The organism is Microbacterium sp. Leaf320, from assembly GCF_001423485.1.
Classification (GTDB): Bacteria; Actinomycetota; Actinomycetes; order Actinomycetales; family Microbacteriaceae; genus Microbacterium.
Genome location: NZ_LMOD01000002.1, coordinates 667,834 through 691,132, shown reverse-complemented (window position 1 = coordinate 691,132; position 23,299 = coordinate 667,834). Strand labels below are relative to the sequence as shown.

The window sequence follows — 23,299 nt, the reverse complement described above, 5'->3', positions numbered from 1 at the left end:
ACGCCTGCAGGATCAGAACGGCCGAGTCATCCCGCATTCGTGCTTCGATCCTGCAGACGGCCCGGGGTCAGGCGCGCCCAAAACACACGGCCCGGGGTCAGGCGCGCCCGAAACACACGGCCCGGGGTCAGGCGCGCCCGAAACACACGGCCCGGGGTCAGGCGTGCCCGAAACACCCGGCCCGGGGTCAGGCGCGCCCGAAACACCCGGCCCCGGGTCAGGCGCGCCCGAAACACCCGGCCCGGGCTCAGACCGCCCGCTCCCCCAAGACGGTGTCTATGAGTCCGTACTCGAGGGCGGCGGGCGCCGTGAAGACGCGATCCCGGTCGGTGTCGGCGCGCAGCTCGTTCAGCGAGCGTCCGCTGTGCCTGGCGAGGATCGACTCCATGTCCGCCCGCACCCGCACGACCTCGTCGGCCGCGAGGATCAGATCGGGAATCGCGCCTCGCGATTGGCCCGCGGGCTGATGCAGCACGATGCGGGCGTGGGCGAGTGCGGCTCGCTGCCCCGGCGCACCGGCGGCGACGAGCAGCGCGGCGGGTCCGATCGCCTGCCCGACGCAGGTCGTCGCGACCGCGGGACGGATGTGCTGCATCGTGTCGTAGATCGCCAGCGCCGCCCCCGGGTCGCCGCCTTCGCTGTTGATGTAGAACTGCACACCCGCGTCCTGGCTGTCGGCGTCGAGGTGCAGCAGCTGCGCGATCAGAGCATTGGCGACTCCCGCGTCGATTCCGGTGCCGAGGTAGATGACGCGCTCGGCGAGCAGGTGCGAGTAGACGTCCATCACGCGTTCGCCCCGAGGATGCTGCGCGATGACATTCGGGATCGTGTAGCCGCTCATGCGCTCGCCCCCAGACCGACCCGCGCCCGTCGACGCGGCATGAGATCGGCGAGCGAGCCGACGATCTCATCGATGAACCCGTAGTCCTTCGCCTCCCCGGCGGTGTACCAGCGGTCGTGGAGCGAGTCCTCGAAGATCCGCTCCACGGGCTGCCCGGTGTCGTCGGCGATCAGCCCGAGAACGGTGTCGCGCATATGCCGCAGGTCGTCGGCCTGCGTCTCGATCTCGCCGGCAGAGCCGCCGATGCCGGCAGAGCCCTGATGCATGAGGATGCGGGCGTGCGGCAGCGCCCTGCGCTTGCCCTTCGTCCCGGCAGAGAGCAGAAACTGCCCCGCGCTGCAGGCGAGTCCGAGCGCGAGGGTCGACACGTCGTTCGGCACCATCTTCATGAGGTCGCGGATCGCGAGCATCGACGGCACGGAGCCGCCGGGCGAGTGGATCCAGAGGGCGATATCGGTCGTCGGATCCTCAGCCGAGAGGGTGAGCAGCTGCGTCATGAGCAGCGTGCCGTTGTCGTCGTCGAGGGCGCCGTCGAGCACGAGGACGCGCTCGTGGAACAGGGCCCGTCTGGCCTCGGGTCCGAATTGCGGGATGGGGGTCTCTTCGCTCATGGCCTCAGCATCCGCCGCCGGGACCGTGCGCGGGGCGGTATCCGCCCGAGGCAGATCGGCCCAGAGCAGATCGCGTCGGAACTCGCGCGTAACACCGCCGACTCACGATGCTCTTACCCTCGGAGCATGGCGAAGCAGAAGACACCCGAGTGGCAGTGGTCCGAAGACGGCATCAACTTCCGCACCCGCAAGTGGGTGAAACCCGAAGACCTCAACGCGAACGGCTCGCTGTTCGGCGGCAGCCTCCTGAAGTGGATCGACGAGGAGGCCGCGATCTACGCGATCGTGCAGCTGGGCAACTACCGGGCGGTGACCAAGCACATCTCCGAGATCAATTTCGAGGCCTCAGCCGTGCAGGGCGACCTGATCGAGATCGGCTTGCAGGCGACCCACTTCGGCACCACCTCTTTGACCATGCGCGCGGTCGCCCGCAACATGATCACCCGCAAGCGCATCCTCACGATCGAGAAGATCGTGTTCGTGAGCCTCGACGAAGACGGGGCGCCCACCCCGCACGGGTACCAGGAGATCACCTACAACCGCGATCGGATGCCGACCGAGCGCATCGCCACCGGCACGATCCGCCTGCCGTAGAGCCAGGCTCCGGCATCCTCTCGCCCTGCGTCTCACGCGCGCCGAAGGAGATCTCCCGTATCGAAGGACGATCCTACGGATCGGGTCCTTCGGAACGAGAGATCTCCTTCGATGCGTGCGGCGTCAGTCCGGGATGCCGCTCAGACGTTCGCCCGACTGTGGCTGACGCGGTGGCCGATCCAGAAGCCGACCGCGATGAGCCCTGCCAGCGTGACGACGAGCACCCAGGGCAGCATCGACGGCGCGGCGCCCGCCGTCGCGGTCGCGAGCGTGCCGGAGCCGTCTGCGATCAGGCCGTTGCCGTCTGCGAGTTCCGATGCACCCGCTTCGAGCTTGTCTCCGCCTTCCGCCAGCTCGCCGGTGCCTTCAGCCACCGTGGCCGCGCCCTCGGAGAGCTCGCCGACGCCTGTGCTCAGGTCTGATGCACCGACCTTCAGCGTCTCGGTGCCCGCGGCCAGCGCGGTCGCGCCCTCGTCGAGGCTCGCCGCACCGGAGCTGAGTCGCGCCGAACCGTCCTGCAGTGACACGGCGCCATCGGCGAGCGTGTCGAGACCAGCGGCGAGCCGATCCGCGCCCGCCCACAACTCGGCGGTGCCGGCCTTCAGAGGCTGAAGGCCGGTGGCCAGCGCGAGCGCGCCTCCCGAGAGCCGCGATGCTCCCTCGCTCAGGGGCTGCACGCCGTCGGCGAGCTTCAGCGCACCGGCGGATACCGCTGAGGCACCGGCCTTGAGCGTGCCCACACCGGACTCGAGCGTCGAGGCACCGGCCGCGAGACCGGAGGTGCCGGCCTTCAGCTGCTGCACCCCGGTGACGAAGGCCGGGGCGCCGGCGGTCGGGTCCGCCAGCGCGACCGTTCCCGGCCACCCCTGTGCGGCATCACCGTTGACCAGCGCATTCGCACCTCCGGCGACCAGCTGCGCGCCGGCGGCGGCCTGGATCGTCCCCTGCGCGAGCACAGGTGCTGCCGCGGCTGCTCCGGCGATCCCGTCGACCTGGGCATCCACTCCCGCGGCGAGAGCAGCGAGCTGCTGCATCTGCGCGTTCGCCGGGTCTGCCGCGGCGAGTTGGGAGAGTGCATCGGCCAGCTGCTGCGCGTTCGCGGGGGCGCCGTTCGCCGCCGCGGTGATGGCCGCGGCGTTCTCCGGGCTGGCGAGCGCCTGAAGCTGCGGCGTCACGGCGCCGGTGATCGTCGAGCTGAGCTGGTTCGCCCCGCCGAGTACCTGCCCCGCGACGTGGTGTGCGCCGGCGACCCCAGCAGCGAGGTTCGTCGCTCCGTCGAGCACCGACTGGGCTCCCGCGTCGACCTGCTGCGCGCCCTTCGTGAGGTCGTGAGCGCCGACGACGAGCGACTGGGCTCCGCCGTCGACCTGCTGCGTTCCTGCCGCCACCTGCTGAGCCCCGTCGAGCGCGGCCTGGGCTCCTGAGTCGATCTGCTGTGCACCGGCCGAGACCTGCTGCGCACCGTCGAGAGCAGACTGCACACCGGCATCCGCCCTCGTGAGTCCCGATTCGAGACGCTCGGCGCCCGTCAGCGCCGACAGTGCTCCGGCGCTGAGCCGAGCGGCACCGGACGCGGCGTTCGAGGCGCCGATCGCGAGGGTGTCGGCACCGACGGCGAGCGCGGCGGCGCCGGTGGACGCGCTTTGCGCACCCGTGGCGACCTTCTCTGAGCCGACGTGGGCACTCGTGGCCCCCGCAGCGAGCAGCTCCGTGCCGGCGGCGAGCTCGTCGGCACCCGCAGAGAGATCACCGGCACCTGCGGCGAGGTCGGCCGAGCCGTCTCGTGCGGTCGTCGTGCCGTCGGCGAGCTCCGCAGCACCGGCCGCGATCTTGCCTGTGGTCAGGAAGAACAGGATCACCATCGCAGCCAGCAGCAGGCTGAGCACGATCACGGCTATGCGCATGCCGATTCCGTGCGCGTGGGGTTTTGCACTCGTCATTGAGGACTCCCGGGGTCAGTGGCGTCGTTGCCACCGGCGAGTGTATGGGCGGGTTCTCAGGATTCGCACAGGTTTGCGTCTCGGAACTAGATCTCATTCCGAGTGAGACTCAGTTCCTTGTAGCTGTTCGACAAACGTCACCGAGATCACGCCCACGGACGGCCGGATGCCACCGCGTCCTCCGCCCGCGACAGCGCTGCGAACGCCTGGGCGAGGTCGGCGATCAGGTCGTCGACGTTCTCGAGACCGATCGACAGTCGCAGCACATCGGCGTCAGGGCGAGCCTCTGCAGGCACGGGTCGGTGGGTGAGCGCGGCCGGATGCTGGATCAGCGAATCGACGCCGCCCAGCGACACGGCGTGCGTGAACAGCGTCGTCGACGAGGTCACAGCGGATGCCGCGGCATACCCGCCCCGCATCCGCATCGCGATCATCGCCCCGGTGCCGCGCATCTGGCGCGCGATGACGCCCTCCGGGTCGTCGTCGAGTCCTGGGTAGAACACCTCGGCGACCTCCGGGCGGTCGATCAGCCACTGCACGATGCGGCGAGCGCTCTCCTGCTGCGCTCGCATGCGCACCGGAAGGGTCGTGAGTCCGCGGTGCAGCAGGTAGGCGCCGAGCGGGTGCAGCAGCCCACCGGTCACGGCGCGCACTCGGCGGAGCGCCTCTGCGGTCCGCTCGTCGCAGGCCACCACGCCGGCGATCACATCGCCGTGCCCGCCGAGGTACTTCGTGGCGCTGTGCAGCGACATGGCCGCGCCGTGGTCGATGGGGTTCTGCAGCACAGGCGTGGCGAAGGTGTTGTCGACGACCACCGGCACACCTCCCGCCTGCGCCACCACTGCGGCGATGTCGGCGATGTCGAGTGTCGGGTTGGCGGGGGTCTCGACCACCACGAGTCCTGTGTCGGGGCGGATGGACGCTGCGACCTCGGCGGGGTGGCAGTACGTCGTCTCCACACCCAGCAGACCGGAGCCGAGCAGGTGATCGGTGCCGCCGTAGAGGGGGCGCACCGCGACGACGTGGTTCCTGCCCGCCGCAGGACCGTGCGCGAGGATCACCGCTGTCATCGCCGCCATGCCCGATGCGAAGGCGACGGCGGCCTCGGCGTGCTCGAGCTCGGCGAGAGCGTCTTCGAACCGCGCCACGGTGGGGTTCCAGAGTCGTGCGTAGACCATGCTGCCGTCGGCGGGCGGACGCCCACCCGTCGCCATCGCCTCGTACGAGTCGCCTCCGCGCTCGATGTCGGGCAGCGGGTTGGTCGTCGACAGGTCGATCGGCAGCGCGTGCACTCCGAGGGCCTCGAGGTCTGAACGGCCGCTGTGCACGGCGACGGTGTCTGGATGCAACGGTGCAGTCATGCCTGCCACGTTGCCCGAATCGCGATCGATGCGCAGAAATTCGACAGCATCCGTCGTGCTTTGAGGCATCCTCGATATTCTGAACAAACAGCTGATCACGAGGAGGCGCGCGCATTGGCGAAAGCACAACTCGACGAGACAGATCTCGAGATCCTGGCCGCGCTGACCCGCGACGCCGAGATCACCAACAAAGCCCTGGCCCACCGGCTCGGTCTCGCCGAGTCGACATGCGCCCACCGTGTGCGCGCTCTGCGTGAGCGCGGGATCATCCGCGACACCCGCATCCGGGTCGACGGCGCGGCCCTGGGCCTGCCCCTGCAGGCGATCATCAAGGTGCGCCTCGCGAATCACACGGGCCCCAAGGTCACCGCGCTCTTCGACGCGCTCGCAGCCATCCCGCGGGTGCTGCAGGTGTTCCACGTCGCGGGAGTCGACGACTTCCTCGTGCATGTCGCGGTGCAGGACGCCACCGCCCTGCGCGACATCGTGCTCGATCACATCACGATCCACCCCGTCGTGCGCGGCACCGAGACGCAGCTGGTGTTCGAGCTCCGCGACGGCGCCGGTCTGCTCGCGCACTGAGCGGATCGTGGGCGAGGATGGAACACGTCTGCCGAGCAAGGGAGCCCAGAATGAGCCGCAGCGCCACCGCAGCCACCACCGCGATCCGCGAGATGCGCGACTTCCTCTTCGCGAACGCGACGGACTACGCCGCGGCGCGCGAAGGGTTCGTCTGGCCGACGCCCACCGAGTTCAACTTCGCGCTCGAGTGGTTCGACGTCATCGCGGGCGAGACCCCGGATCGTCCGGCCGTGCAGATCGTCTCGGCCGACCTCAGCCTCGAGTCGTGGACGTACGGCGACCTCTCCGCGCGTTCAGACCAGGTCGCCGCGTGGCTGACCGGCCTCGGCATCCGACGAGGCGATCACGTCATCGTGATGCTCGGCAACACGATCGAGCTGTGGGAGGTGATGCTCGCGATCACCAAGATCGGCGCGGTGTCGATCCCCACCTCGACGCTGCTCTCGGCCTCTGACCTCGCCTACCGCGTCGAGCACGGCCGGGCCCGCGCGATCGTCACGCTCGGCGGCCTTGCCGAGCGCATCGCCGACATCGACGCCGACGTGCTGCGCATCGGGGTGGGCGACGGCATCCCCTCCGAGTGGACGCGGTTCGACGACTCTTCCAGCGCGCCGACGACCTTCGATCCGGATGCCGCGACACCCGCCGACGACACGGCCCTGCTCTACTTCACGAGCGGCACGACCAGCCGCCCGAAGCTCGTGCAGCACACGCACGTCTCGTACCCCATCGGACACCTGTCGACCATGTGGTGGTTGGGCGTACGCCCCGACGACGTGCACCTCAACATCTCGTCACCGGGGTGGGCGAAGCATGCGTGGTCGAGCTTCTATTCGCCGTTCCTCGCCGAGGCCACGGTGTTCGTCTACAACTACGACCGATTCGATGCGAACACCCTGATGCAGGTCATGGACACGCACCACGTCTCGACGTTCTGCGCGCCGCCCACCGTGTGGCGCATGCTGATCCAGGCCGACCTCGCGCGGCTCACCCACCCGCCGCGCGAACTGGTCGGAGCCGGCGAACCGCTGAACCCCGAGGTCATCGACAGGGTGCGCGAGGCCTGGGGCGGCACGATCCGCGATGGCTTCGGGCAGACCGAGATGACGGCCTGCGTCGGCAACTCCCCCGGTCAGACCGTCAAGGTCGGATCCATGGGGCGCCCGCTGCCCGGATACCCCGTCGTGCTGCTCGACCCCGCCACCGGAGAGATCGCCGAGCACGAGGGCGAGATCGCGCTCGACCTGGCCCACCCTCCGGTCGGGCTCATGGCCGGCTACTACGACGATCCCGACAAGACGGCCGAGTCGCGCGTCGGCGGCTATCACCACACCGGTGACATCGCTCAGCGGGATGCCGAGGGGTATCTCACCTACATCGGTCGGGCGGATGACGTGTTCAAGGCCTCCGACTACAAGATCTCGCCGTTCGAACTCGAGTCGGTGCTGCTCGAGCACGACCTCGTGATCGAGGCGGCGGTGATCCCCAGCCCCGATCCGACGCGACTGGCCGTGCCGAAGGCCTACGTGTGTCTGCGGACGGATGCAGCGGATGCCGAGGCGGACGCGGCGCGATCGATCTTCGCGTACGCCCACGACCGGCTCTCCTCGCACCTGTGGGTGCGCATCATCGAGTTCGTGCCGGAGCTGCCCAAGACGATCTCGGGCAAGATCCGCCGGGTCGAATTGCGCGCCAGAGAGGCCGAGCGCGTGACCTCGGGCGACGAGGCCGCGCAGCACCGCGACCGCGACTACCGCTGAGGTCGCGCCCCAGAGGTCAGCCTGCGAGTGCGGGCTGCGAGCCGGTGCTCGGGGCAGTCGTCGTGCGCGACGCGGGCTGCGGATCCGGCGCATCGGCGAGGGCCTCGGCCCGTGCCGTCCGCGCTGCCTGACGCCTCGGTTCCCCGGTGCTCACGATCGCACGCGCCACAGCGCCGATCACGAGCATCGCGGCGAGCGCGATGCCGGACACGAGCAGCGGAGTCCACTGACTCGCGAAGGACGCCGTGGAGCTGAGCATCGCACTCGGGATCCACAGACCCACCGCTCCGCCCGCGAGTCCTCCCGCACCGCGCATGATCGCGACTCCTGCGACGATCGCGCACAGAGCCGCGATCACGGCTCCCACCACTCCGATCGGCACCAGTATCGATGCCAGTTCGTTTGCCACTCTTGATGACGTCATCACGACCCCCCGGTCAAACGGAATCTCCGCACTACCAACACTACGAAGTGTCGGCATACTGGGCATCCATCTCAAGGATGATGTTCCGCAACCGTGACGCGTCGTTCAGCGGCGCTTCAACCTCGCGAAACGCGACGTCTTGATCACGCGGAGCGGCTGGGTGACGACCGCGTCGACGACCATCGAGCCGTCGGTCGGTCCGATGATCGCCATCGTCGACGTCTCGGTCGACTCCACGGGGTCCACGGGCATGCGTCCGAGGTCGCGGTGGGCACGCACGTATGCGGGAACCAGCAGGGCGATCGCGCCGAGCCAGGCCAGCGGGTTGCTCAGCGCCACACCCTCGAAGCCGATCATGGCGCCGAGCACGAGAGCCGCGCCCACGCGCATCACGAGCTCGACGACCCCGGTGACCGTGGGGATGAGCGTGTGGCCGAGCCCCTGCAGCGCGCCGCGCAGCACGAACAGCACGCCGAGCGCCCAGTATCCGCATCCGTTGATGATCAGCATGAGGTGCGCGAGCCTGACGACCTCGTCGGATCCTTCACCGACGAACAGCCGCACCATGGGCGTCCCGAACGCGATGATCAGCGCTCCGAGTGCGAGACCGGCGGCGATCGCCATCCAGGTGCCCTCGATCACGCCGCGGCGGATGCGGTCGGGCCGACGCCCGCCGAGGTTCTGCGCCGCGTACATCGACGACGCCAGACCCAGCGACGAGAGGAAGGCGACGGCGAGACCGTCGACCCGCGACGCCGTCGTGTAGGCGGCGACAGCGTCGGAGCCGAGGGTGTTGAGTGCGACCTGCACCACGAGCGTTCCGATCGCGATGATCGACGCCTGGAAGCCCATCGGGAGTCCGAGGCGCAGATGCTCCGTGAAGTCGCCCCGGGTGACCCGCCAGTCGGCACGGCGCAGGTGCAGCATCGGCAGGCGGCGACGCACGAACTCGAGGCAGAGCGCGACCGACACGGCCTGGGCGACGACCGTCGCGAGGGCAGCTCCGCCCACTCCCCACTCGAGCGGGCCGACCATCAGGACGACGAGGCCGACGTTGAGCACGCACGACGCCGTGAGGAAGATCAGGGGCGTGCGCGAGTCGCCGATGGCCCGGATGATCGCCGAGAGGTAGTTGAAGAACATCGTCGCGCTCGCGCCGATGAAGCTGATCTGCGTGAAGACCGTCGCCTCGGGCATGAGTTCGGCCGGCGTCTGCAGCAGGGCGAGCACAGGTGCGGCGATCAGCGGTGCGACGATCGTCAGCACGACGCTCGTGATGCCGGTCAGGATCACGCCGGTCGCGACCGAACGGCGCACGGCCGCGCCGTCGCCCGCGCCGAACGCCTGGGCGATCGGGATCGCGAAGCCGCTGGTCAGACCCCAGGCGAAGCCGATCAGCAGGAAGAGCAGGCTGCCGGTGGCACCGACGGCCGCGAGGGATTCGACGCCGAGATGGCGGCCGACGACGACGGCGTCGGCGAACTGGTACATCTGCTGCACGACGTTGCCGAGCAGCAGGGGGATCGAGAACGAGAGGATGACACGCCACGGGCGGCCCGTGGTGAGAGAGGTGGCCATGAGGAAGCGGCTCGCAGAACTGGGGGATGATCGGGGGCCGAACCAGGATATCGAATCGTTTCGGTTCCCTGCCATCCCCGATCGGCAAGTACGGTCGGAAGGATGCCGCAGCGGGTCGCGGCACGGAACACCGGAGGTTCGAGCGATGACGACACAGAACACGGAAGGAACCGTCGGGGTGGACGGAGCCGCCGACGCAGATGAGCAGCATCTGAAACGGGCGCTCAGCAACCGGCACATCCAGCTGCTCGCGATCGGCGGAGCGATCGGCACCGGCCTCTTCATGGGCAGCGGGAAGACGATCTCGGTCGCCGGCCCCTCGGTGATCTTCGTCTACATGATCATCGGCTTCATGCTCTTCTTCGTCATGCGGGCGATGGGCGAGCTGCTGCTGTCCAACCTCAAGTACAAGTCCTTCAGCGACTTCGCGAGCGACCTGCTCGGCCCGTGGGCCGGATTCTTCACCGGATGGACGTACTGGTTCTGCTGGGTCGTCACCGGCGTCGCCGACGTGATCGCGATCGCCGGGTACACGGATGCGCTGTTCCCCGGCATCCCGTTGTGGATCCCCGGCGTGCTCGTGATCGTCATCCTGCTCGCGCTGAACCTGCCCACCGTCGCCGCATTCGGCGAGATGGAGTTCTGGTTCGCGCTGATCAAGATCGTCGCGATCGTCGCGCTCATCGTCACCGGTCTCGTGATGATCTTCACCGGCTTCCAGCACGACGCCGGCACCGCGAGCTTCAGCAACCTGTGGGATCACGGCGGCATGTTCCCGCACGGCTTCATGGGCTTCGTCGCCGGATTCCAGATCGCGGTGTTCGCGTTCGTCGGCGTCGAGCTCGTCGGCACCGCCGCGGCCGAGACCAAGGATCCCGAGAAGAACCTGCCGAAGGCGATCAACGCGATCCCGATCCGCATCCTGCTCTTCTACGTGGGCGCGCTCGTGATCCTGATGGCCGTCACCCCGTGGACCGAGTACGTCGCCGGCGAGAGCCCCTTCATCGCGATGTTCGCCCTCGCGGGCCTCGGCATCGCCGCGACCGTCGTGAACCTCGTCGTGCTCACCTCGGCGATGTCGAGCGCCAACTCGGGCATCTACTCGACCTCGCGCATGGTGTTCGGCCTCGCGAAGGACGGCGACGCCCCGCGCGTCTTCGGTCGCCTGTCGAAGCGCCGCGTGCCGCAGAACGCGCTGTTCCTGTCGTGCATCCTGTTGTTCTCGGGCGTCGTGCTTCTCTACGCGGGCGAGGACATCGGCACGGCATTCGACATGGTGACCACGGTCTCGGCCGTGTGCTTCATGTTCGTCTGGACGATCTTCCTCTGCAGCTACCTCGTCTACCGGCGCAGGCGCCCCGAGAAGGTGGCCGCGTCGAAGTTCCGGATGCCGGGCGGCGTCTTCATGGTCTACGTGGTGCTCGCGTTCTTCGTGTTCATCCTCTGGGCGCTCACGACCCAGCCAGACACCCTGACCGCGCTGCTGGTGACGCCGATCTGGTTCGTGCTGCTGCTCGTCGCCTGGCTGTTCGTGCGCAAGTCGCAGAACCACCTGACTCGCCACGCGGCGCACATCGCGTACCTGCGCGACGACTCGGCGGAGTAGGCGCGCGCGGAACGGCGTTCACAATTCAGCATGAGCCGGCCGATTCCTGACGAATCGGCCGGTTCTGCTGTGTCCGGGACTGCTCATGCTGAATCGTGAACGGCGGCTGCCTGTGGGAGGTTCCGACAGGCCCTCCCTCGGGGCCGTCAGCGGGCGTAGCGTCGGCCCTGACGAAAGGACTCGACATGCACACTCGCACACTCGGACAGGGACTCGAGGTCTCGGCAGTCGGCCTCGGCTGCATGGGGATGTCGCAGAGCTACGGACCGAACCCCGGCGGCCGCGACGAGATGATCGCCGTATTGCGTTCGGCACTCGACCACGGAGTGACGTTCTTCGACACGGCGGAGGTCTACGGACCGTATGTCAACGAAGAGCTGGTGGGCGAGGCTCTGGAGCCGATCCGCGACCAGGTCGTCATCGCGACGAAGTTCGGCTGGCGCATCGAAGACGGCAAGAGCGTCGGTCTCGACAGCCGGCCCGAGCAGATCCGCCGCGTCGCCGAGGAGTCGCTGCGGCGCCTGCGCACCGACGTGCTCGACCTCTTCTACCAGCACCGCGTCGACCCCGACGTGCCGATCGATGACGTCGCCGGCACGGTGGGCGAGCTGATCGCCGAGGGCAAGGTTCGTCACTTCGGACTTTCCGAGGCATCCGCCGCGACGATCCGCCGCGCGCACGCGGTGCAGCCGGTCACCGCGCTGCAGAGCGAGTACTCGCTGTGGACCCGCGACCCCGAAGACGAGGTGCTGCCCACCCTCGCCGAGCTCGGCATCGGATTCGTGCCGTTCAGCCCGTTGGGCAAGGGATTCCTCACCGGCACGGTCGACCAGACGACCTCCTTCTCGGACGGGGACATCCGCGGCACCATCCCGCGCTTCAGCGAGGAGAACCGGGCCGCGAACCAGGCCCTCGTGAGTCACGTCACCGCTCTTGCGGAGGCGAAGGAAGCCTCGTCGGGCCAGATCGCGCTGGCCTGGCTGCTCGCCCGGGAGTCGTTCATCGTCCCGATCCCCGGCACGAGACGGACATCGCGGATCGCCGAGAATGCGGGAGCGACGGCCGTCGCGCTCTCGGCCGACGAGATGGCCGATCTCGACCAGCTCGCGGCGCGCGTGGGAGTGCAGGGCGACCGTTACAACCCGCAGCAGATGTCGTTCGTCGACCGTTGAGTGCGCATGGTGGCTGGGTAGTCTGGGGCGGATGACCTCCGCCCGCACCTACCCGGCCACGATCGCCGCGCCTGTGGAGCATGAACTCATCATCAAGAAGTCGCGGTTCATCGCGACCGTCGAACCGGTCGTCTCGGTCGACGACGCGGATGCGGTCATCGCGCGTGTCCGCAAGCAGTGGTGGGATGCCAGGCACAACTGCACCGCGATGGTCACCGGCTTGCTCGGCGACCAGGCGAGATCGTCGGATGACGGCGAGCCCTCGGGTACTGCGGGGGTGCCGATGCTCGAGGTGCTGCGCCGCCGCGAGCTGACGGACGTCGTCGCCGTGGTCACCCGCTACTTCGGCGGGGTGAAGCTCGGGGCCGGCGGGCTGGTGCGGGCGTACTCGTCGGCAGTCTCAGAGGCCCTCGACCTCGCGGCGCTCGTACGGCGGCAGTCGCTCACCCGGATCACGATGGATGTCGCCCATGCCGACGCCGGGCGCTTCGACAACCTGCTGCGCGACTGGGTCCTGCATCACGGAGCGACGCTCGGCGAACCTCGCTACGGTGCGCTGGCGACGCTCGAGGCCTGGGTTCCCGCACACGAGCTCGACAGGCTCGCGGACGACATCGCCGGGGCCTCCGCCGGAGCCGTCGTGCCCGTGATCGGCGGCGAGCGCATCGTCGACGTGTCTGACTGATCCCGACCGGCACGGCTGATGCACAACAGCATCCGGATATTCTGGATGCCGCGATCTCGGAAGGAGAGCGATGTTCGACAGCCCGCTCTCGGCTTCTGCCTACGAGATCCTCGGTGTGGACCCGTCGGTCGACGACGTCGAGCTGCGACGTGCCTACCGGCTCCGCCTGCGCGAATCGCACCCGGACACCGGAGGCGATGCCGCCGTGTTCATCCAGGTGCAGCGCGCGTGGGAGCTCGTCGGCACCACCGAGAGCCGCGCCGCCTACGATCGCCGCAGCGGCGCTCACCCCGGCATCCCGTCGGAGCCGGAGTGGACCGGATGGCGTCCGCAGTCCGCCACCCGCACCGACACACGCCCCCGCGCCCGCTCGTACGGCCACCCCGGCGGCTGGCGACGCGAGCGCTACCTGTCGCTGATCCGCGAATGGGCGGGGCGCGGCGTCGAGGTGCCCGATCCGTACGACCCCGCACTCGTGCGCTCGGCACCGCGTGACCTGCGTCGACTGCTCGCCGATGCGCTGGCCGAGGAGGCGACCGCCCGCACGGTGAGCGCTCTCGGCATGGGCTTCACCGTCTGGCACGACGTCGCCACGGGCGCGGATGCCGACGACAAGCTCGACCACGTGGTGCTCAGCCCGTCGGGCCTCTACGGCGTGATGTCGGAGGACTTCGGCGGAGTCGTCGGCTTCCGACGCGGTGAGATCACCGGACCGAGCCTCGGCACCCGCGCGCCCGTCACCGCGGCCCTCGCCCGCATGCGCACCGTGGCGAAGGCCGCTCGGGTGAAGTTCGGCGGAGTGATCATCGTGCTCCCCGACGACGATCTCGCGCAGGCCGTCACACCCCTCGGCAGCAGCCGAGGAGTGCCGGTCGTCGTCGTGCGGCGCAGTGCGCTCTCGATGGTGCTGCGCCAGGGAGTGCCCGGCGCCCGTGCGATCGGCGGCAACGAGCTGTTCGACGTGCGCACACGGCTGCAGCAGACCGTCACGTTCGTCTGATCCAGGCTCCGTCCGCACACGGCCCGAGCTGCCGCGGGCTCCGCAGATCGGGACGACGCTGTCGGCCGGGCTTGCGTCCGGACTACGGTTGCGGTGTGCCCGCGATCCCCGAATACGACCCGCTGCCCGATCACCCCGCGCCCGACAATCCGCAGGGAAAGCTCGTGCTCCTGCGCCACGGCGAGACCGAATGGTCGAAGGCGGGCCTGCACACCGGCCTCACTGACATCCCGCTCACCACGCGAGGCGAGGATCTCGCCCGCGGCGCCGGACAGCTGGTCGCCGACTACGACTTCTCTCTCGTGCTGTGCTCACCGCTCGAGCGCGCCCGGCGCACCGCCGAGCTCGCGGGGCTGCACGCCGAGGTCGATCCGCTGCTCGTCGAGTGGGACTACGGCGGATACGAGGGTCGCACGACGAAGGACATCCGCGAAGAGCTGGGCTACGACTGGAGTGCCTTCACTCACGGTGTGATCCGCGGCGCGACGCCGGGAGAGACCGTCGAAGAGGTCGCGGCCCGCGCCTCCCGCGTGCTCACCCGCGTGCTGCCGGCGTTGACCGAAGGTGATGTGGCGCTGGTCGCGCACGGGCACTTCCTCCGCATCCTCACCGCGGTCTACCTGCGGCTCGCTCCGCGCTTCGGCGCTCAGATCACACTCGATGCCGGATCGGTGTCAGTGCTGAGCTTCTACCGCGAGCAGCCGGCGATCCTGACGTGGAACTACGGGCTCGAGCTGCCTCTCGCGCCCTCGGAGTCCTGACGACCCGCGGATCGCGGCTCAGCCCATCCGCTGCAGCGACACGGCGCAGACCGTGGGAGCGTCCTCGAGGTCCCTCACGATCTGCACCGCGGTGCGCGCAACCGCCTCCACCGACACGCCGGTCTTTTGAATAACTAAAAACTGCCGGTAGAGTCAGGCCTATGGAGACAGAACTCGACTCGGCACTTCGCGGTGCCGGGCTGCGTGCGACCGCGGGCCGCGTCGCCGTGCTCGAGGTACTGGAATCCATGGCCCACACGGATGCGGAGCGGGTCTTCCGCGCCGTCTCCGCCGTGCTCCCGACGACGTCGATCCAGTCGGTGCACAACATCCTCGCGGACCTGACGACGGCGGGCCTCATCCGCCGGATCGAACCGGCAGGCTCCGCGGCGCTCTACGAACGGCGCATCGACGACAACCATCACCACATCGTCTGCACCGAATGCGGTGCGGTCGGCGATGTGGACTGCGTCGTCGGCGAAGCGCCGTGCCTCACCCCGTCTTCGGCGGGGGGATTCACCGTCCAGACAGCCGAAGTGACCTTCTGGGGCCTGTGCCCCAGTTGCCAGAACGCCGCGCAGTAGCATCCGACGTCGCTCCCGGGCACCCGGGATGATCCTCGTGCCTGTGCGCAGAAGGAGAAGAAGATGACCGATCCATCGACCACGCCCGCCACCACCACCCAGACGGGCACCCCCGTCGCGAGCGACGCCCACTCGCTCACCGTCGGAGCCGACGGACCCACGGTCCTGCACGACCGCTACCTCGTCGAGAAGCTCGCGTCGTTCAACCGCGAGCGCGTGCCGGAGCGCAACCCCCACGCCAAGGGCGGCGGAGCCTTCGGAACCTTCACCGTCACCGAAGACGTGTCGGCCTACACCCGTGCCGCGGCCTTCCAGCCGGGCGCTCAGAGCGAGACTCTGCTGCGGTTCTCGTCGGTCGCCGGCGAGCAGGGTTCGCCCGACACCTGGCGCGACGTGCGCGGCTTCGCGCTGCGTTTCTACACGCCCGAGGGCAACCTCGACATCGTCGGCAACAACACGCCGACCTTCTTCCTGCGCGACGCCATGAAGTTCCCCGACTTCATCCACTCGCAGAAGCGTCTCGGCGACTCCGGTCTGCGCGACGCCGACATGCAGTGGGACTTCTGGACCCTCTCCCCCGAGTCCGCCCACCAGGTCACGTACCTCATGGGCGACCGCGGCCTGCCGCGCAGCTGGCGCCACATGAACGGCTACGGATCGCACACCTACCAGTGGGTCAACGCCGCAGGCGAGCGCTTCTGGGTGCAGTACCACTTCCTCTCGAAGCAGGGCGTCGAGGCGATGAGCGCCGAAGAGGCCGAGAAGCTCGCCGGATCGGATGCCGACTACTACCGTCGCGACCTGTTCGACGCGATCGCTCGCGGCGACGCCCCTTCGTGGGACGTCTACGTGCAGGTCATGCCCTACGAAGAGGGCAAGACCTACCGCTTCAACCCGTTCGACCTGACGAAGACCTGGTCGAAGAAGGACTACCCGCGCATCAAGGTCGGCACGTTCACGCTCGACCGCAACCCGCAGAACTTCTTCGCCGAGATCGAGCAGGCTGCCTTCTCGCCCGGCAACCAGGTTCCCGGCACGGGCATCTCGCCCGACAAGATGCTCATGGCTCGCGTGTTCGCCTACTCGGATGCTCAGCGCTACCGCATCGGTGCGAACTACAACCAGCTGCCGGTCAACCAGCCGCACGCGGCCGAGGTGCGCAACTACATGCACGAAGGCCAGATGCAGTACAAGTTCAACCCGGCCGATCACCGCGTCTACACGCCCAACTCGTACGGCCCGGCCGGTGGCCCCACGGCTGACCCGGCCGCGGGTGTCGAGGCGAGCTGGGAGTCGGACGGCGAGCTGATCCGTGCCGCCGCGACCCTGCACCTCGACGACGACGACTTCGGTCAGGCGGGCACGCTGTACCGCACGGTCTTCGACGACGAGCAGCGCGCGCGCTTCCTCGAGACGCTGACCGGCCAGGGCCAGGGCATCACGATCGACGCGATCCGCGAGCGGTTCTTCCAGTACTGGACGAACGTCGACGCCTCGCTGGGTGACGCTCTGCGCGCTCGCTTCTGAGTCGCATCCGCTGATGACCGAGACCCATCGTCCCCTCGGGGCCGGTGGGTCTCGGCGTATCCGGGCATCGCAGAGGAGGACAATGGATGCCGTGGCTGTTCCTCTCTCCGACCTGACCAACATGCCCGAACCCCAGCAGGTGCACGCCGCTGACGGCACTCGCCTCGCGACGTACACCTGGGGCGAGCTCGACTCTCCTGTGGTGGTGATCGTGCATGGATTCGCGTCGAGCGCCCGCGACACCTGGGTACTCACGGGGTGGGTGCGCGAGCTCACCAAGGCCGGGTACCGGGTGCTGGCCCTCGACCAGCGCGGCCACGGGCTGAGCGAGAAGCCGCATCAGGCCGACGCCTACGGCATCCGCACGCTCGCGACCGATGTCGAGACGGTCATGGACACGTACCTCGTCGACGAAGCCGTCTACGTCGGATACTCGCTCGGCGCGCGAGTCGGCTGGGAGGTCGTGCGCGATCTGCCGCACCGCATCGGGCGCGCCGTGCTCGGCGGGGTGCCGGACGGTATTCCACTGGCGAGGCTCGATCTCGATCAGGTGCGCACATACCTGGCCGACGGAACGCCCGTGTCGGATCCCACGACGCAGAACTACATCACACTGACCGAGCGCGTTCCCGGCAACGACCTCGGCGCGCTCGTCGCGCTGGCCGAGGGGATGCGGTCGTCACGGACGATCGACCCCGATCCGTCGAACGCACCGGCGAGCCCGATCCTGTTCGCGACCGGGTCGAAGGATGCGATCATCGAGGGCTCTCGCGCTCTCGCGTCAGCTGCCCCTCAGGGTCGCTTCTTCGAGATCCCGGATCGCAACCACTTCAACGCGCCCGGGTCCCGCGCGTTCAAGGAAGCCGCGCTGGCGTTCCTGTCGGAGAGCTGACCGCAGGCACGAGAAGAGCCCTCCGTCTCGAGGAGACGAAGGGCTCTCGGTGTGACGGTCAGACCGTCGCGTTCTGCTCGCGCTTCGGCAGCACCCATCCCGCACGCGGGAAGTGGCAGGTGTAGCCGTTGGGGTACTTGATCAGGTAGTCCTGGTGCTCTTCCTCGGCCTGCCAGAAGGGGCCCGCGGGCTCGATCGTGGTCACGGCCTTGGCCGGCCACAGGCCTGAGGCGTCGACGTCGGCGATCGTGTCGCGCGCGACGCTCTCCTGCTCGGGTGTGAGCGGGAAGATCGCCGAGCGGTAGCTCGAGCCGATGTCATTGCCCTGGCGGTCCTTGGTCGACGGGTCGTGGATCTGGAAGAAGAACGCCAGGATGTCGCGGTACGTCGTCTTCGTGGGATCGAAGACGATCTCCACGGCCTCGGCGTGACCGGGGTGGTTGCGGTACGTCGCATGGTCGTTGCTTCCGCCGGTGTAGCCGACTCGGGTGTCGAGCACGCCGGGCTGGCGGCGGATGAGGTCTTCCATGCCCCAGAAGCAGCCGCCCGCGAGTACGGCGGTCTCGGTCCCGGGGGTGCGGGTGATGGTTCCGGTGTCGGTCATGACTGCTCCTCAGAGGTGGGGGTGGTGGGGAAGAGGTGACGGTAGCGACCGTACCCCTCATCTTCCAGGCTGTCAGCCGGAATGAACCGCAGGGCGGCCGAGTTCATGCAGTATCGAAGCCCTCCGGCGTCGCGGGGTCCGTCGTCGAAGACGTGCCCGAGATGGCTGTCGGCGCCGCTGGATCGGGCCTCGGTGCGCTTCATCCAGAGCGTGCGGTCGGTGCGCGTGGTCACGGCATCGGCTTCGATGGGCTTGGTGAAGCTCGGCCATCCGGTGCCGCTGTCGAACTTGTCGGTCGATGCGAACAGCGGCTGGCCCGAGACGACGTCGACGTAGATGCCGTCGTCGTGGGTGTTCCAGTACGCGTTGCGGAAGGGCGGCTCGGTGGCATCCTCCTGCGTCACCTCGTACTGCAGGTGCGTGAGGTCGCTGACCGCCGCGGGGTTCTTGCTGTACTCGTTCGCCATGATCTGACTCCTTGTCCGACGCGGCTGGCTGCAGCGTCATAGAGAAGAACCAGCGGCGCCCCGGATTTGGTCCCGCGGGACTGTGAGCGCGCTGTGAGTTTGCGCGCAGTCGGTAGAGTTGCTCAGCCACACACACCACAGGGAGACGCACATGTCGGTTGGACTGCTCGCCGTCGTCGATGACATCCTCAGCGCGGCGATGAAGGCCTCGGCCAAGGCCGCCGGAGTCGTGATCGACGATGCCGCCGTGACGCCGCAGTACGTGCAGGGCATCACGCCCGCCCGGGAACTGCCGGTCGTGGCGAAGATCGCCCTCGGATCGCTCGCGAACAAGTTCGTCATCATCATCCCGATCGCGCTGCTCCTCACCGCCTTCGCACCGTGGGTACTGCCGTACCTCCTGATCCTCGGTGGCGCGTATCTGTGCTTCGAGGGTGCCGAGAAGGTGCTCGAGTGGTTCGGCGTGCAGCACGGGCACTCCGATGAGAGCGACCGCAACGAGAACAAGCTCGTCTGGGGTGCCGTGCGCACCGACCTGATCCTGTCGACCGAGATCATGCTGATCTCGCTGGCGAACCTCGAGGCCGGCCTCGACATCTGGACCACCCTCGCGATCCTCGCTGTGATCGCGCTGCTCATGACAGGCGTCGTCTACGGTGCGGTGGCGCTGCTGGTGAAGATCGACGACATCGGTCTGAAGATGGCGAAGAACCCGTCGAAGCGCGTCCGCCACACGGGCACGCGCATCGTGCGCTCGATGCCGGCGGTCTTCCGCTTCATCAGCATCCTCGGCACGGTCGCGATGCTGTGGGTCGGTGGACACCTGCTTCTCGTGAACCTCGGCGAGGTCGGCGTGCACTTCGGCGCCGACATCCTGCACGGAATCGAGCACTTCCTCGAGCCGGCCGGTGGCGTCATCGTCTGGATCGGCGACACCCTGTTCTCGGCCATCGCCGGACTGATCGCCGGTCTCATCATCGTCGGGATCATCCTGGGCATCGGTCGCTTGATCGGAAAGAAGCCGAACTTCCACGAGGGCGAGGAATCGCCCGCCGACGTGCACGTCTGACGCACGCACGACAGATGCTGCTTCAGGCCGCGATGTCATAGCGAGCCCTCCCACCGAGTCGAGGAGTCCTCGCCGGATCCACGTGCAGGGGTGGAATGAGCCACACTCGCGCGGCGACACCGACGCCTTCGATGCGTATGTCCCACCCGTTGTCGTGAATGCGGTGGTGACATGACTCGCACAACAGCACTCCGTTGTTCAGGTCGGTCGGCCCCGTGTCGCGCTGCCACCATCTCAGGTGATGCGCTTTGGTCATCTGGGGCGGAAGGCTGCACATCGCGCATCCGCCATCCCTCTCGACGAGGGCCAGGCGCTGCGCCCGCGTGAACAGTCGCTTCTCTCGACCCCAGTCGAGGATCTCTCCGTCAGACCCCAGCACCACCGGGATGATCCCGCCACCCGCAGCCATCCGGCGGCAGGTGCTGACGCTCACGGGTTGATCGCTGCCGTCGATCGTCGCGGCACCGAGCCCTGCGGTGAGGTCGTCGAGGTTCACGCGCACGATCACGGTCGCGCCGGTGGCGGGCATCCCGCCGTTGTCGCAGGCGATCGCGTGCTCGCAGATAGCCGCGAGCGCGTCGGCCTGGATCATCGCGACCGTGCGATGGTCTGCGTCTGGAGCACCCGGGTCGGGCGCCGTGATCCGCGCCTGGAAGGTCGCCGACACGTAGGCCTGGATCGCCGCCTTGATCGGCGCCCCCGAGGCGATATCGGTCTGCAGCACCATGTGAAGCGAACCGTCGCGCTCGAACATCGTGAGCGACCGGCGATCGCGCGCCTCCCGTTCTTTCGGAGCCACCCCGTCGGGGTCGAGCCAGGCCTCGGTACGGGCGACGAGCGTGCGCACGTCGTCGAGCGTCATTCCCGCGGCCCGCTCGACGAGCAGCCGCTCGGCCTCTTCGACCCGCGCCGACCCGACCTTGAGGCGGACGCGTTCGAGCAGTGCGACGATGATCGCAGCGGCCGCCACGGAGATCTCCCCCGCGGCGAGCGCCGTCGCCAGCGCGGGGTACTTCGCCGGAAGCGCCTCGCCCAGCAGGTTGGTGCGCGGCGCTGCTGCCTGACCGACCGTGATGAGGCGCTTCGCGTCTCCCGGCGAACCGCCGGTGGCGGCGGCGATCATCGCCGCCGCACTCCGGTATCCCTGCTGTTTCGCCAGCCCTTCAGGACCGAGCTCCGGCCGGGATTCGTGAGCGATCGCGGCGGCGAGTTCGGCGTGGAGTCCGTCGAGACACCGCTGAATATCGCTGACCGCACGATGGGCACCGAGCAGTTCGGCCCGGGACAGATCGATGCCCCTCTCCGCATCTGCCCAGGCGTCGCCGAGGCACTCGATGGCCTCGAGCAGCGGCGTCAGACGGGAATTCGACATGCCTCCATTTTAGAAGATATGTTCGAATCTCGGTCGGTATGCCGACATGCGATCGAGGGCGCGGCTCACTCCCCACGCACGTGATCTCCACTGCCCAGCCACTCGTCGAAGGTGATCTCTCCCCGCAGAGCATCAGCCCCACCGCGCAGCGATCCCGAGGCGAGCCCCTTGCCGTACGCGCCGGGCAGCCGCACCCCCAGCACCCGCCGCCGCACCCCGTCGAACGCCAGCTGCCGTCGGGCGAGGTCGAGCAGTACCTCATCCCGCGGTCCGACGAGATCGCGCGCACGCCCCACCGCCGCACCCGAGGCGACCCGCACCAGGTGCGCACCGACCTCGCGCGCCGACACCGGCCGCATGAGCACCTTCGGCATGACCGCGACAGGTCCGGACGTCCCCGACAGCAGTTGTCCCGCGAACTCGTGGAACTGCGCCGCCCGAGCGATCGTGAACGGCACCGACCCGGCAGCCACGGCGCGCTCCTGGGTGAGCTTGCCCGCGTAGTAGGAGGAGTCGATCCCATCGATCCCCACGATCGACAGCGCGACATGGTGCCGGACGCCCGCGGCGTGCTCTGCTGCGAGCAGCTTGCGGGTAGCCGTCTCGAAGAAGTCGATCGCCTTCGCGGCCGAGAGGGTGGTCGTGTTGGTGACGTCGATGACAGCATCCGCGCCCCGCAGCGCGCCGACGAGGCCGACGCCTGCGATCACGTCGGCACCGGATGAACGCGAGAGCACGACGACATCGTGCCCCGCCGCCCGCGCCGCCTCGACAGCGTGCCGTCCGACCACGCCCGTTCCTCCTGCGACTGCGATCCTCATCCGACTTCCTCTCCGTTAGAGCTCACGGGCCCGCACAGAGATGCGTCCGCCTCATCGCTCTGCAAGAGACGACGAGACGGCATCCGAGAGTGTGAGGCCTCCAACCCCGTGCTCGCGGGAGTCGATGCTGAGACGGCCTTAGCAACAGCATCAGCGGCGATCTCCACGAGCCGCTGATCGCTCTTCTCCTCATGCGCCGTGATCGTGACGACCGCGTCGGCAGAGTCATCGACGAAGACGTACTGCCCGTACCGCCCGTCCAGACGCCATCCGTTGCCCGGTCCTCGCCAGGCGGCCAGCCCGTAGGAGGCGTAGAGGCCACCTGCCCCCGAGGAGACCCAATCGGAATGCATCCGATCGATCCAACTCTGCGCCACGATGCGGTCGTCCCCGAAGCGGCCGCCATCGCGCAGCACGCGTCCGATCCGCGCCAGCTCCTCGGTGCGCAGCTCCAGCCCGCTTCCGCCCACGATCCATCCGAGCGGACACCTCAGCCATTGCGGGTTATGGATGCCGAGCGGCTCGAACAGACGGGGCATCAGCCAGTCCCGCACGTCGCCGACGGCAGCGCCGAGCATCCTCATGGCGACGTAGGTGCTCGCATCCGAGTACTGGAAGTGCTCGCCTGGGCCTCGGCTCGGACGAGCGAGCATCTCGAGGGCGAGATCGGGCCAGGGCACCTCTTGGTCTCCGAACCATTCGAAGTCGATCCCGCTGGTCATCGTGAGGAGATGCCGCAGGGACACCCCCTCGACGCCTGAGCCGGGGTCAGGCACGTCCAGCACATCGGCAGCGCGGGTGTCGAGCGTCAGGATGCCTTCGTCGACGGCGATCCCCGCCGCGAGCGCACTCACGCCCTTGGACACCGAATACAGGTTCACCCGATCGTCGCTGCGCCAACGATGCTGGGCGGATTCGTGACCGACGAGCACGTGGAGTCCGTACGCGCCCAGCTGCTCCTCATCGATCGCACGGACGATGCGGTCGCGGACCGTTTCAGCGAGAGACATGACGCCAGTCTCCCGCATCCCCCACCCCGGCATCCTGC

General features: G+C 68.5%; 23 protein-coding genes. 12 read left to right on the top strand and 11 right to left on the bottom strand.

Features of this window, described 5'->3' with window-relative positions; translation table 11 throughout:
• Nucleotides 1-247: 247 nt before the first annotated feature.
• Together ASF63_RS08145 and ASF63_RS08140 are read right to left on the bottom strand one after the other, a co-directional pair.
• Complete coding sequence (locus ASF63_RS08145) at nt 248-841, bottom strand: ClpP family protease (RefSeq protein ID WP_056511840.1); 594 nt, start codon at nt 839-841, stop codon at nt 248-250.
• A complete protein-coding gene (locus tag ASF63_RS08140; RefSeq protein ID WP_056511836.1) occupies nt 838-1,452 on the bottom strand; it encodes a ClpP family protease in 615 nt (204 codons plus the stop codon). The genes ASF63_RS08145 and ASF63_RS08140 overlap by 4 nt, the downstream gene beginning before the upstream one ends.
• A 126-nt stretch (nt 1,453-1,578) precedes the next feature.
• Here ASF63_RS08140 and ASF63_RS08135 point away from each other — a divergent pair, with 126 nt between their 5' ends.
• The gene (locus ASF63_RS08135; protein ID WP_082477949.1) at nt 1,579-2,046 is read left to right on the top strand and encodes an acyl-CoA thioesterase; all 468 of its coding nucleotides are present in this window, start codon (nt 1,579-1,581) and stop codon (nt 2,044-2,046) included.
• Nucleotides 2,047-2,186: 140 nt separating this feature from the next.
• Here the strand turns inward: ASF63_RS08135 and ASF63_RS08130 are convergent, their stop codons facing one another.
• Nucleotides 2,187-3,986 (bottom strand): hypothetical protein, encoded by a 1,800-nt coding sequence (locus tag ASF63_RS08130; protein WP_157534279.1) that lies wholly within the window; start codon nt 3,984-3,986, stop codon nt 2,187-2,189.
• A gap of 146 nt (nt 3,987-4,132) precedes the next feature.
• A complete protein-coding gene (locus tag ASF63_RS08125; RefSeq protein ID WP_056512892.1) occupies nt 4,133-5,347 on the bottom strand; it encodes a trans-sulfuration enzyme family protein in 1,215 nt (404 codons plus the stop codon).
• A gap of 114 nt (nt 5,348-5,461) precedes the next feature.
• Between ASF63_RS08125 and ASF63_RS08120 the strand changes: the two genes are divergently transcribed.
• Both ASF63_RS08120 and ASF63_RS08115 read left to right on the top strand, forming a co-directional pair.
• Complete coding sequence (locus ASF63_RS08120) at nt 5,462-5,929, top strand: Lrp/AsnC family transcriptional regulator (RefSeq protein ID WP_056511830.1); 468 nt, start codon at nt 5,462-5,464, stop codon at nt 5,927-5,929.
• A gap of 50 nt (nt 5,930-5,979) precedes the next feature.
• Nucleotides 5,980-7,689 carry an AMP-binding protein gene (locus ASF63_RS08115; RefSeq protein WP_056511827.1) on the top strand — a complete coding sequence of 570 codons (1,710 nt, stop codon included), beginning with the start codon at nt 5,980-5,982 and terminating at the stop codon, nt 7,687-7,689.
• 16 nt (nt 7,690-7,705) lie between these two features.
• On the opposite strand, the gene ASF63_RS08110 is transcribed toward ASF63_RS08115, so the two are convergent.
• Both ASF63_RS08110 and ASF63_RS08105 read right to left on the bottom strand, forming a co-directional pair.
• Entirely contained in the window at nt 7,706-8,098 is a 393-nt protein-coding gene (locus ASF63_RS08110) for a hypothetical protein (RefSeq protein WP_157534278.1), read from the bottom strand.
• A gap of 120 nt (nt 8,099-8,218) precedes the next feature.
• Nucleotides 8,219-9,691 carry an MATE family efflux transporter gene (locus ASF63_RS08105; RefSeq protein WP_056511822.1) on the bottom strand — a complete coding sequence of 491 codons (1,473 nt, stop codon included), beginning with the start codon at nt 9,689-9,691 and terminating at the stop codon, nt 8,219-8,221.
• A gap of 145 nt (nt 9,692-9,836) precedes the next feature.
• Here ASF63_RS08105 and cycA point away from each other — a divergent pair, with 145 nt between their 5' ends.
• The 8 genes from cycA to ASF63_RS08065 all read left to right on the top strand — a co-directional run bounded on the left by cycA (nt 9,837) and on the right by ASF63_RS08065 (nt 17,918).
• Entirely contained in the window at nt 9,837-11,297 is a 1,461-nt protein-coding gene (gene cycA, locus ASF63_RS08100; protein WP_056511820.1) for a D-serine/D-alanine/glycine transporter, read from the top strand.
• A gap of 185 nt (nt 11,298-11,482) precedes the next feature.
• Nucleotides 11,483-12,469, top strand: a complete 987-nt coding sequence (locus tag ASF63_RS08095; protein ID WP_056511818.1) for an aldo/keto reductase — start codon at nt 11,483-11,485, stop codon at nt 12,467-12,469.
• Between the two features lie 31 nt (nt 12,470-12,500).
• The gene (locus ASF63_RS08090; RefSeq protein ID WP_056511815.1) at nt 12,501-13,154 is read left to right on the top strand and encodes an IMPACT family protein; all 654 of its coding nucleotides are present in this window, start codon (nt 12,501-12,503) and stop codon (nt 13,152-13,154) included.
• 70 nt (nt 13,155-13,224) lie between these two features.
• A complete protein-coding gene (locus ASF63_RS08085) occupies nt 13,225-14,154 on the top strand; it encodes a DnaJ domain-containing protein (RefSeq protein WP_056511812.1) in 930 nt (309 codons plus the stop codon).
• A gap of 95 nt (nt 14,155-14,249) precedes the next feature.
• Nucleotides 14,250-14,915, top strand: a complete 666-nt coding sequence (locus tag ASF63_RS08080) for a histidine phosphatase family protein (protein ID WP_321163153.1) — start codon at nt 14,250-14,252, stop codon at nt 14,913-14,915.
• A gap of 161 nt (nt 14,916-15,076) precedes the next feature.
• Nucleotides 15,077-15,499, top strand: coding sequence for a Fur family transcriptional regulator (locus ASF63_RS08075; protein WP_056511807.1), 423 nt, complete (start codon nt 15,077-15,079; stop codon nt 15,497-15,499).
• 63 nt (nt 15,500-15,562) lie between these two features.
• Nucleotides 15,563-17,026 (top strand): catalase, encoded by a 1,464-nt coding sequence (locus tag ASF63_RS08070; protein ID WP_056511805.1) that lies wholly within the window; start codon nt 15,563-15,565, stop codon nt 17,024-17,026.
• 82 nt (nt 17,027-17,108) lie between these two features.
• Nucleotides 17,109-17,918 carry an alpha/beta fold hydrolase gene (locus ASF63_RS08065; RefSeq protein ID WP_056511801.1) on the top strand — a complete coding sequence of 270 codons (810 nt, stop codon included), beginning with the start codon at nt 17,109-17,111 and terminating at the stop codon, nt 17,916-17,918.
• 58 nt (nt 17,919-17,976) lie between these two features.
• Here ASF63_RS08065 and msrA read toward each other — a convergent pair whose 3' ends face one another.
• Nucleotides 17,977-18,522 carry a peptide-methionine (S)-S-oxide reductase MsrA gene (gene msrA, locus ASF63_RS08060; RefSeq protein WP_056511798.1) on the bottom strand — a complete coding sequence of 182 codons (546 nt, stop codon included), beginning with the start codon at nt 18,520-18,522 and terminating at the stop codon, nt 17,977-17,979.
• The gene (gene msrB, locus ASF63_RS08055) at nt 18,519-18,989 is read right to left on the bottom strand and encodes a peptide-methionine (R)-S-oxide reductase MsrB (protein ID WP_056511795.1); all 471 of its coding nucleotides are present in this window, start codon (nt 18,987-18,989) and stop codon (nt 18,519-18,521) included. The genes msrA and msrB overlap by 4 nt, the downstream gene beginning before the upstream one ends.
• Nucleotides 18,990-19,140: 151 nt before the next feature.
• Between msrB and ASF63_RS08050 the strand changes: the two genes are divergently transcribed.
• Nucleotides 19,141-20,058, top strand: coding sequence for a DUF808 domain-containing protein (locus tag ASF63_RS08050; protein WP_056511791.1), 918 nt, complete (start codon nt 19,141-19,143; stop codon nt 20,056-20,058).
• 22 nt (nt 20,059-20,080) lie between these two features.
• On the opposite strand, the gene ASF63_RS08045 is transcribed toward ASF63_RS08050, so the two are convergent.
• The 3 genes from ASF63_RS08045 to ASF63_RS08035 all read right to left on the bottom strand — a co-directional run bounded on the left by ASF63_RS08045 (nt 20,081) and on the right by ASF63_RS08035 (nt 23,261).
• The gene (locus ASF63_RS08045; RefSeq protein WP_056511788.1) at nt 20,081-21,430 is read right to left on the bottom strand and encodes an HNH endonuclease; all 1,350 of its coding nucleotides are present in this window, start codon (nt 21,428-21,430) and stop codon (nt 20,081-20,083) included.
• Nucleotides 21,431-21,495: 65 nt separating this feature from the next.
• A complete protein-coding gene (locus tag ASF63_RS08040) occupies nt 21,496-22,251 on the bottom strand; it encodes an SDR family oxidoreductase (protein ID WP_056511783.1) in 756 nt (251 codons plus the stop codon).
• Nucleotides 22,248-23,261 carry a serine hydrolase domain-containing protein gene (locus tag ASF63_RS08035; protein ID WP_082477947.1) on the bottom strand — a complete coding sequence of 338 codons (1,014 nt, stop codon included), beginning with the start codon at nt 23,259-23,261 and terminating at the stop codon, nt 22,248-22,250. The genes ASF63_RS08040 and ASF63_RS08035 overlap by 4 nt, the downstream gene beginning before the upstream one ends.
• Nucleotides 23,262-23,299: the final 38 nt, after the last annotated feature.